This is a genomic window from Lagierella sp., assembly GCF_029983815.1.
Taxonomy (GTDB): domain Bacteria; phylum Bacillota; class Clostridia; order Tissierellales; family Peptoniphilaceae; genus Mediannikoviicoccus.
The window spans coordinates 1-10,396 of the sequence record NZ_JASBYU010000030.1 but is presented as its reverse complement, the minus strand read 5'-3'; the positions used below and the strand labels follow the sequence as shown (position 1 = coordinate 10,396).

The window sequence follows — 10,396 nt, the reverse complement described above, 5'->3', positions numbered from 1 at the left end:
AGTTTTATAGCTTGTTATTCTATTTTCTTGACATCAATACTACAGTCTCCACGTGATAAGTCCTTGGAAACTGGTCTACTATCTCCATTTGCTCTACTTTATACCCAAAGTCCTTCATTATTCTAAGGTCTCGTGCCTGTGTAACTGGGTTACAGCTGATGTAGACAAATTTTTCTGGTTTAATCTTCAGTAGTTTTTCTATGGCTTTTGGATGTATTCCCTCTCTTGGTGGATCTAAAACGATTATTTCTGCTAAGTCCTTTAACTCTTCTATTTTCTCTAATACGTCACCTTGTATGAACTCACAGTTTTCTATTTTATTTAATCTACATGTATCTTTTGCCTTTTCCACTGCCTCTTCTACAATCTCTATTCCATAAACTTTTTTAGCTTTTTTAGAGAATATCTGTCCTATGGTTCCAGTCCCTGAATAAAGGTCAAATACCGTTTTATTTGAAATGTCACCTGCAAGTTCTAGGGCTCTACTATAAAGCACTTTTGCCATCTGTGGATTTGGCTGAAAGAAAGAAAATGGCCCCATGTGAAACTTAAGTCCCAGTAACTCTTCTTCTAAATACCCAGGTCCATAAAGGGTTTGTACCTTCTCTGCTTTTACGGCATCTGACAAACTGTCGTTTATGGTATGAATAATGGTTTTTATCTTACCTGGCATTGTAATATTTTTTAAATGTTCCACAAATTTATCTCTATCCCAATCTTCCTGTGAAGTTGTGACAATATTTACCATGTATTCGTCTTTACTGAAAGAATATTTTATCACCAAATGGCGTAAAAGTCCTATATAGAGCCTACTTCTGTAGAACTTGTGGGATGTTTTTCTAAAATATTCCTGTACCTCTTGCCTTATTGTTTCAAAACCTTCTGGTACGATATTACATTCTAGAGTTGGTGTTATCTCGTAGAATCTTCCCTTTGAGTGAAGTCCCAACATCAGCGGACCCCCTTTTTCCATGTCTCCGAAGGTGTACTCCATTTTATTTCTATATCCTTTGATTGAAAGAGCTGGATTTACTTTGAATTCACCAGTATATACATCTTTGAAAAGCCTCTTTATCCCTTCTTTTTTTATTTTTATCTCTTCATCGTAGTCTATGGACTGATAAGCACAGCCACCGCATGTCCCAAAAACTTTACAGGTGGGATAATCCTCCGTGTCCGCCTTTTCTAAAACTTCTACAAGCTTTGCTTCATAGAAGGACCTCTTTTTTCCCTTGGCGACAATTTTTACTTTTTGTCCTGGAATTCCTCCCTTAAAAACATATGATTTTCCTTCACAAATTAGTATGGATTTATTTGGAAACTCCAGAGTTTCTATCTTTCCTACTATCTCTTTTTTCTTTCTCATCTTCTATATTACCTTTCGTTTTTGGATAAATTAAATGATATCTTCTTTCCTTTTTCTGTATCTTTGCATGCCCACTCTAAATCCTTTTGTTTTGTTTTCAAAATAGTAAAAAATTCCAAGCATAAAGATACCCTTCAAGGCTTGGGAAATTGACATGGTTAACCAAATTCCCTTAAGTTCAAAAATTTGCATCAATAAAAATGCCATTGGTACTCTCATTATGTTGAAAATAGTTGAGATAAATGCAGGATACTTAGTCAGTCCCAGCCCATTTAGCATTCCTGTTGTTCCAATCTCCTGTGCCATAAGTATGGTCGTTGCTCCAAGTATCAAAAGGTAGGTTCTTCCCTCCTCTATGACCCTTGGGTCATCAGGTGTAAAAATCTTAAAGAGAAAACCACTTCCAAGGCATAAAACCAAGGTTGCAATGATACCAATGACCAATGTCAACTTAAAGCAGACCCTCTTACCCTTTTTTAGTCTATCGAAGTTTCCTGCACCGTAATTTTGTCCAAAAAAAGTGGTGAAGGCAGTGGCAAAACCCTCTGAACTCATCCAGGATATGGATTCTATTTGAGATCCTATTGTATAGGTTGCAATTCCAACAGCTCCATATATGGCAATGTATTTGTTTAACTTTATGGACACGATGTTGTGGATAAGACTTTGACCACAAGAAGGTATGCCAAGCTTAAAGATTTCCAAGGCATTTTTAAATTCAAGTCTTTTAAGATAGCTAAATTTCATGTACCCTTCACCATATCTAATTCCTATATAGAAGTAGATTATTACACCAAGGGCTTGGGCTAAAACCGTAGCCAATGCAGCTCCTTTAATTCCCATTTTAGGAATTGGACCAAACCCAAAAATCAAAATAGGATCTACGATAATGTTAAAAACCAAAGCTATGATTGAGGTTTTAAAAGGAGTTGCACTATTTCCCTGGGCAAAGAAATGGGAACTGAAAAAAGGCAAAAGAAATGTAAATATAAGTCCTATGGAGATGATTATATGATACTGTAATGCCAGATCAAAGACAGATTTTTCAAGGTTGAAGTAGCCATAAATCTCCTTTCTAAAGACTATGTATAAAGTTGTAAGTATTGCCCATAGAAAAAGATTTAGCTGAAGGCCTCCAACTGTAATCTTTTCGACCTCTCCTAAGTCTTCCTTGCCATGGGCCTGGGCCAGTTCCACAGACATCCCCGTCTTTATTATCAAAGTTATGGCATTTGCCATCCACATAAAAAACCCAACGGTTCCAACTGCAGCAACTGCGTCGGTGGAAAGACGACCTATCCATATAAGGTCTACCAGACTATAGGCCATCTGAATAAAGGCAATTCCCATTAAAGGCAGTGCCATCTTTGTTATTGAAGAGGTAATGTCACCCCTTAGTAGGTTTTGCGATTTTAGCATAAGTACTCTCCTTGTCAATCAAAATAATTTAAATCCCTAGGTTTTTCTAGAATTCTTATATTTTTCCAATGTCTTGGTATCAAGTTCTTATAAGGATATTTTAAAAATCTATCGTCTATCAAAAGGCAGTCTCCAATGTCCTGGGCAGTTCTAATAACCCTTCCTCCGCCTTGTGAAACCTTGTTCATCCCTGGGTAGATATAGGCATATTCAAAGCCTATTTTGTCATTTTCATCATAATACTTTTTAATTAAGTCCCTCTCCAGTGAAATCCCTGGAAGGCCAACAGATACTATCCCTACGCCCTTTAACCTACTTCCAGCCAAGTCAATTCCTTCAGAAAATACCCCGCCAAGCACAACGAATCCAGTGATGTTGGAGTCGAAGGTGAAACGACTTAAAAAAGCCTCTCTTTCCATCTCCGTCATCCCCTTTTCCTGTAAGATCAGATTTCTATCCTTCTTATTAAATCGATCGAAGACTTCCATCATAAATTTATAGGAAGGAAAGAAAAGTAGATAATTTCCAGGTCTGTTGGTATACTTTTCAAGAACCTTTGTGATTATATCATAATTTTTAATCCTATCTAAGTACCTTGTGGAAATTGGAGCAATGCCCACCTTGAAATTGTTAGGATCAAAGGGGGAAGGAAGTTTTAACCTATAGTATGTAGAAGTTTTACATCCAAATACATCCACATAAAAATCCATCGGAGAAAGAGTTGCGGAGAAAAACACTGTACTTTCCGCCCTTTTTAATATGTCTTTAAAAATAGGAGAGGTGTCAAGGCATAAAAACTTCATTTTAATATCCAAGTCCTCTTCTTTTACCACCGTTACATAGTTTTTAGAATAATAGTCGGAAATTTTGAAAAAACGCCTTAGTTCAAAGTAGGTCTCCAAAACCCTATCATAATAGGATGCATCTTTAAATTCTACTAAAAACCTTTCAATTGCCCTTAGAGTAATATTTAACTTTGTTATAAAATCTTCATCAAGATTTTTTTCAACATATTCGCCCCTATCGCTTAACATAGACTTATAAGTCTTTAGATAATTTGCAATTTCAAACATCTTTTTTTGGATTCTATGATGTTTTTCATCAAAGAGACTTGCCGTCTCTTCAATCATATTAAGTGAAATTTCCTCAGAATACATCCTTCTTCCACGGTCAACAAGATTATGGGCCTCATCCACCAAGAAAGTGTACTTTTCTACAGAACCTTCAAAAAACCTACGCAAGTATACAGTTGGATCGAAACAATAGTTGTAATCACAGATGATAAGGTCAGAAAAATTGGCCATATCCAGTTGAAACTCCATAGGGCAAACCTTATGTTTCTTTGAATAGCTTACTATGGTTTCCATATTAAGCACGTCTTCATTTTCATAAATATCAAAAATTGCATCATTTACCCTGTCATAGTGCCCTTTTGCAAAAGGACAGTCCTTAGGATTGCATTTGACTTCATCATTGATACAGATCTTTTCCTTGGCGGTGATGGTCAAAGTCTTTAACAAAAGCCCCCTGTCCATAAGCCTTAAAACAGCTTTATTTGCTTCATTCTTAGTAGTGGTGCGGGCAGTTAAGTAAAACACCTTGTCAGTTAACTTGTTTCCAATAGCTTTAATAGAGGGAAAAACTGTAGACATGGTCTTACCTATTCCAGTGGGCGCCTCTACAAAAAGCCTGGTCTCACTTTTTAAAACATTGTAGACCGCAACGGCAAGCTCCCTTTGACCCTTCCTATATACGGGAAAGGGAAAAGGCAAAGAATTGATATGTTCATCCCTATTTTTTCTAAAATTTACAATCATAATAGAGAAGTCCAAGTAGAGGTCCAATAGATTTAAATAGAATTCTTCAAGCTGAGAAAATGAAAAGTTTTTTATTATCCTCTTTATATCCTTTTCGTCCACATTGTAATAAGTTAGTTGAATATCGATATTATCCAAGCCTTCCTTTATGGCATAAAAATATCCATAGCACTTGGCTTGGGACCAGTGTAGAGGGTTTGTGTTGTATTCCAATTGATTTAGAGGTCTAGTCGTTGTCTTAATTTCGTCAATGAGAACTTCATTACCTTTTCTATAGATACCGTCTGCTCTTCCTTCAACTTTGAAGAGAAGCTCCTTATGAAAAGTTTCATTTTTTAAATAGACTTCCTTTTCATAAAACTCTCCATATTCCTTTTGAAGCTTTGAGTGTATCTTTTGACCCTCTCTCAGCCTTCCAGTATCAGTAAAAGAACTGTCAATGTCACCACTTCTCATAACAAACTCTATCAGTCCCCTAACAGATAGCTTAAAATCTTCCATATTATCACCAAAAAACCTTCAAATATTTCATTGAAGGTTGTAAATTATCGTATAGAAATGTTCCAAATCTCCCTAATAAACTTTATAATATCCCGGTCTGCCATTTTAGGATAGTCATAGTCCAATATGTCAGCAACCTCCAGACCTTCCCTTCTAAAGAGCATACACGCATTGAAAAGCGCCGCCCATACCGATTCACTTTCAGGCTTCGGAAAGATTTCCATAAACTTTTCAAAATGCTCCCTTTCCAAATAGGTCTTAAAGGACTTAAAACGCGGTCCAATGTTTACAGCAAAATCATATTTCGCACCTATATAATAAGTAGTCATGACATTTAGTTGATACCTAAGTTCATCAAATAGGTTACAAGCATAAAAAGGATCCGAGCGATAAAGAGCCTTTGCTATTGAAATAGCCTTTATAAAGAACTCATTGCAGCAGGATATAAACTCCTTTTGTGTCGGCTTTAACTGCCTATACTTGGAATCTGTAATCTTGGCATTTGAAACAAGAGTACTTTCCTTGTCCAAGTGAACCTTACAAAGACTGTCAATGTTGATATAGGACTGTAAATCCGTGTTTTTCATAAAAGTAAAGTCAACTTTCGTAATATCCTCCAAGACGACAATGTACCTGAGAACATTTCCAAAGTAGTTGTTCATCATGGTAAGACCCTTTTTCTTATGCAAAATCTTACTACTTTCAATCAATTCTTGAAAGGTTTCAAGTAAACCTATTTCGTTTAAATCCTTTACCCCTATGATTATCTTATAGTCTGGCATGTTATCCTGCTTTAAAGAAAGGTTCATTCTCCTTCCAGTTTCCAAAAGGGCAGTTAAGTTTTTATTATCAAGGACAATACGCATTAGCGTGCCCATTAAATTATCTCTATTCAAAAAATCACACCTTGCAATTTATTTCATTACACCTACCACTATTTTAATGGATAAAAGTAAGTTAATCAAATAATTCCATGGTGCTTTCATTAATAGTATCGACCACTCCTAAAAGTGGTCGATTCCAATAATATCAATGTTATGACAAAAACTCTATAAGCTCTTTTAAATCATTCTCTTTTCCCTCTACATATTCTGAAGAAACTTCCATAGTCCTCAGCTCTATATTATTTACCTTTAGCTGTTTTAAAAGTTCTTCCATATAGACTCCAGACTTTCCTGTTATTGAACAAGTTGGACTTTGGTGTATGCCTATTATTCCTATAATCTCATAATCATTTTTTAAATATTCCTTGATAGACTTTAAAACTCTTTGTGCAATTTTTTTGCACTGATGTCTATATCCTTCTAACTTATCATATTCTTCATAGGTCATTGGATTTCTATCAAGGCCAAGAAATTCATTTTCCGGACAGGGCATTTGATGAATTCCTATATCTTCTTTTAATATCTCTTGGATTATCTTATTAAATCCTCCTTTAGCCCTTGCCAAGGGTTCTACTACGGTATTTTGATTTAATATGCAGTGGGAAAGAAAAACTACTTTCTTCTTCCTTAGGTCCATCACCTGCCTAGCCCCTTTTTAATTTTAGGCAATGTCAAAGCCACTAGTACACAGGTTAGAACCTTGTCCACTATGTTTGAAGTTATCCTTGGAATAAAGGCTGCTGAAAAGATTTCAGTTCCTCCTTGTCTTAAAGCTGTAAAGAATATATCGTTAAAGTCTCCTGTTAGTCCTCCATATACAAAGACGGCAATTGGGGTTCCTATTAGTGGAGCTACTACAGCTAGGATAAGTCCTGTAATGATGGCTGTTTTCAAATCAAATTTAAATTTACGGGCTATTAAACCTACTACCAGTCCTATTACGATGTTCACGAGGGCAAAGGGCAAGTCCTTAGGGTTTTTCATTACCGCTAGAAGTACATTGGTAAGTCCTCCAATAATCATCCCCCAAATTGGACCAAACCATACTGCTCCAAAGACAGTTCCCATGGTGTCTAAAAATAGCAGTGGTATTTTTATTGCTCCAACAACTATACTAAGTACGATATTGAGTACTATGAACATGGCAGAAAGCACCATTTTTCTAGTACTTGAAACTTTTGAAGTGTTATTCATTTTTTTCTCCTTTTATTAATTTTGTCCGGTTGATTAAAGTATATACTAGATTTGAAAAATGTAAAGAAGTATTGATTAAAAATCGATTTTCTGGAATTAATATGTCCAATTTTGCCACTTTTTATCTATTTTTTACGCTTTTATGTTATAATAGTACCAATTTTATAATCTGGAGGAGAAAATGAAAAATATAATTAGAAGACTAGAACTTGTCTTCTTGGGAATATTGATGGTGCTTTCTTCTTTCCACAATATTGCTAAAGCTGCCGAGGTAACTACCGATGGCGTCTTTAGAGTGGGGATGGAAGTTAATTATGCGCCTTTCAATTGGACCCAAGTGGATGATAAAAATGGAGGATACCCAATTTCCAATAGTCCTGGTGAATATGCCAACGGCTATGATGTGGCTATGGCAAAAAAGATTGCCGATGGACTTGGACTAAAGTTGGAGATCTTAAAAATAGAGTGGGACGGACTTATTCCTGCCCTACAATCTGGAAAAATCGACGGGATTATTGCAGGAATGTCCCCTACTGAGGAGCGAAAAAAGGAAATAGACTTTTCTACAAATTATTATAGCTCCGACTTGGTGATTGTGGTAAAGAAGAATAGTCCCTTTGAAAAGGCAAAATCCATTTCGGATTTTAAAAAAGCAAAGATATCTGCTCAGCTTAACACTTTTCACTATGAGGTCATCGACCAGATAGAGGGTGTGGACAAGCAGGATCCCCTAGACTCCTTTTCAACTTTGATATTAAATACCAAGACGGGAAAAATTGATGGCTATGTGTCTGAAAGACCAGGAGCTCTTTCTGCAACCACAGCAGACAAGGACTTGACCTTTGTAGAGTTTGAAGAAGGCGGTAAGTTTAACACTTCTGCCGAGGACACTTCTATTGCTGTTGGTCTTAGAAAACAAACTCCTTTAACAGATAAGGTAAATAAAGTACTCGAAGGTATTGGCGAGGATGAACGGGAGAAGATTATGGAAGAAAAGGTCCTACTTCAGACAGAGTCTGGGGATGATGCAAAGACCGGATTTTGGACTGATGTAAAGGACATCTGGTCGGAATACAAGCTTCTTTTCTTAAAGGGAATAGGAGTAACTTTAGCCCTTGCCATAGTCGCAACAACTATTGGATTTTTCATAGGACTTATAGTTGCTGTAATTAGAAGTCTTAGGGTAAAAAAGGAAAACAAGTTAAGTTATATTCTAAAAAAGCTAGTAGATTTTATACTTGCTGCCTATGTGGAAATTTTTAGAGGAACTCCTATGATGGTGCAGGCAATTCTTATCTTCTACGGAATTCCTTATCTCTTTGACATAGAGACAAACGCCATGGTAACTGCTTTTGTGGTGGTTTCCATCAACACCGGTGCCTACCTTTCTGAAGTAGTTCGTGGAGGAATCAACTCCGTTGACCCAGGACAAATGGAAGGGTGTAAGGCTTTGGGGATGACCCATGGACAGGCCATGAGACATGTAATTATTCCTCAAGCTGTAAGAAATATCATTCCGTCCATAGGAAACGAGTTGGTGGTAAATTTAAAGGATACGGCGGTACTATCTGTAATTTCTGTAACAGAGCTATTCTTTGTTTCAAGATCCGTTTCTGGTACTACCAACAAGTATTTTCAAACCTATATTATAATATTGGTAATCTACTTTATAATAACTTTCTCTATGACAAGACTTATAAGATTTTTAGAGTATAGGTTATTTAAGGTTAAAAACTTTAAGATAGAATCCGTTACAGGAGGTGGAAATTAGATGAATGATGAAATTATTTTAGAGCTTTCCCATTTAAAAAAGGAATTTGGCGAAGTTAAGGTCTTAAAGGACATTAATTTGGATATTAAAAAGGGAGAAGTTGTTTCTATAATCGGGCCTTCTGGTTCGGGAAAATCCACCATGTTAAGATGTATTAACCTTTTAGAAGAACCTACTGGCGGAGATATTTTATACCATGGAGAGTCAATCTTAAAGCCAAAGTTTGACCTATGTAAGTATCGTTCTAAGGTGGGAATGGTCTTTCAACAGTTCAATCTTTTTGAAAATATGACGATTTTAGAAAATTGTGTAATCGGTCAAGTAAAAGTAAATAAGGTAAATAAAAAAGAGGCTATAAAAACCGCTAAGAAGTACTTGGAAATGGTAGGACTTAAGGAAAGGGAAGATGCAAAGCCTTCACAGATTTCTGGTGGACAAAAACAAAGAGCTGCCATTGCAAGAGCACTTTCCATGAAGCCAGAAGTCCTTTTATTTGATGAACCAACTTCCGCTTTGGACCCGGAACTTGTAGGCGAAGTGCTTGAAGTTATGGAAAATCTTGCAAAATCCGGTATGACCATGGCAGTTGTAACCCATGAAATGGACTTTGCAAGGGATGTTTCCCATAGGGTTTGTTTTATGGACAAGGGTATAATATTGGAAGAGGGATCTCCAGAGGATATCTTTGAAAATCCTAAATTTGATAGAACCAAGGAGTTTTTACAAAGGATAATAAATTAGGAGGACGAATGAAGAAATATATACTTTTTGATCTAGATGGAACTTTGACAGATTCGGGAGAAGGGATTAAAAACGCCATAAGATATGCGCTCAATCAAATGAACGTTTTAGACTATAAAGAGGATATTTTAAACAGCTTTATTGGCCCACCTCTATCAGACTCCTTTAAAACCCACTTTAATTTTTCAGACATCGACACACAAAGGGCCATAGACACCTATAGAGTTTACTATAGTGACAAGGGTAAGTTTGAAAATAGACCCTATGATGCAATAGAAGAACTTCTTGAAAAGTTAAAGAAAAATGGTCACGACATACTTCTAGCAACTTCTAAGCCTGAAGTCTTTGCCATTGAAATCTTAAAGCATTTCGACTTGTATAGTTACTTTGACTATATTGCTGGAGCAAGCTTAGATGGTAGCCTTATCTATAAGGACGACATTATAAAGCATTGTCTAGACAATTACACCATAGACATAGAAAATTCCTTTATGGTGGGAGATAGGTTTTATGACATTGAAGGCGGACTTAAGTGGGGACTTAAAACTATTGGTGTAACCTATGGTTTTGGCAGCAGGGAAGAACTTATAAATGCAAAGGCAAATTTTATTGTTGACCGACCTATGGAGATATATGATATAGTTGAAGAAAATTAACAACTTGTAATAAGGCATTAAAAAAGCATCGTTTATGAACCTGTGTT

At 36.2% G+C, this 10,396-nt stretch carries 9 protein-coding genes; 3 read left to right on the top strand and 6 right to left on the bottom strand.

What is annotated here, in order from left to right:
• Positions 1-19 precede the first annotated feature (19 nt).
• The 6 genes from rlmD to Q1K37_RS08135 all read right to left on the bottom strand — a co-directional run bounded on the left by rlmD (position 20) and on the right by Q1K37_RS08135 (position 7,181).
• Entirely contained in the window at positions 20-1,366 is a 1,347-nt protein-coding gene (gene rlmD / locus Q1K37_RS08160) for a 23S rRNA (uracil(1939)-C(5))-methyltransferase RlmD (RefSeq protein ID WP_300411197.1), read from the bottom strand.
• Between the two features lie 30 nt (positions 1,367-1,396).
• Entirely contained in the window at positions 1,397-2,785 is a 1,389-nt protein-coding gene (locus tag Q1K37_RS08155; protein WP_300411195.1) for an MATE family efflux transporter, read from the bottom strand.
• Between the two features lie 14 nt (positions 2,786-2,799).
• On the bottom strand, positions 2,800-5,103 hold the full coding sequence (locus Q1K37_RS08150) for an ATP-dependent DNA helicase (RefSeq protein WP_300411193.1): 2,304 nt from the start codon (positions 5,101-5,103) through the stop codon (positions 2,800-2,802).
• Positions 5,104-5,147: 44 nt separating this feature from the next.
• Complete coding sequence (locus Q1K37_RS08145; RefSeq protein WP_300411191.1) at positions 5,148-5,999, bottom strand: aminoglycoside 6-adenylyltransferase; 852 nt, start codon at positions 5,997-5,999, stop codon at positions 5,148-5,150.
• A 139-nt stretch (positions 6,000-6,138) separates the two neighbouring features.
• On the bottom strand, positions 6,139-6,624 hold the full coding sequence (locus Q1K37_RS08140; protein WP_300411190.1) for a CD3072 family TudS-related putative desulfidase: 486 nt from the start codon (positions 6,622-6,624) through the stop codon (positions 6,139-6,141).
• Complete coding sequence (locus Q1K37_RS08135) at positions 6,624-7,181, bottom strand: CD3073 family putative ECF transporter S component (protein ID WP_300411188.1); 558 nt, start codon at positions 7,179-7,181, stop codon at positions 6,624-6,626. Before Q1K37_RS08135 ends, Q1K37_RS08140 begins: the two co-directional genes overlap by 1 nt.
• Before the next feature lie 181 nt (positions 7,182-7,362).
• Between Q1K37_RS08135 and Q1K37_RS08130 the strand changes: the two genes are divergently transcribed.
• From Q1K37_RS08130 to Q1K37_RS08120, 3 genes are read left to right on the top strand one after another with little or no spacing between them, the layout of a single operon-like run.
• Positions 7,363-8,952 carry an ABC transporter permease subunit gene (locus tag Q1K37_RS08130; protein WP_300411186.1) on the top strand — a complete coding sequence of 530 codons (1,590 nt, stop codon included), beginning with the start codon at positions 7,363-7,365 and terminating at the stop codon, positions 8,950-8,952.
• The gene (locus Q1K37_RS08125; protein WP_300411184.1) at positions 8,953-9,693 is read left to right on the top strand and encodes an amino acid ABC transporter ATP-binding protein; all 741 of its coding nucleotides are present in this window, start codon (positions 8,953-8,955) and stop codon (positions 9,691-9,693) included.
• Positions 9,694-9,701: 8 nt separating this feature from the next.
• Positions 9,702-10,349: an HAD hydrolase-like protein gene (locus Q1K37_RS08120; protein ID WP_300411182.1), complete on the top strand. Its 648-nt coding sequence runs from the start codon at positions 9,702-9,704 to the stop codon at positions 10,347-10,349.
• Positions 10,350-10,396: the final 47 nt, after the last annotated feature.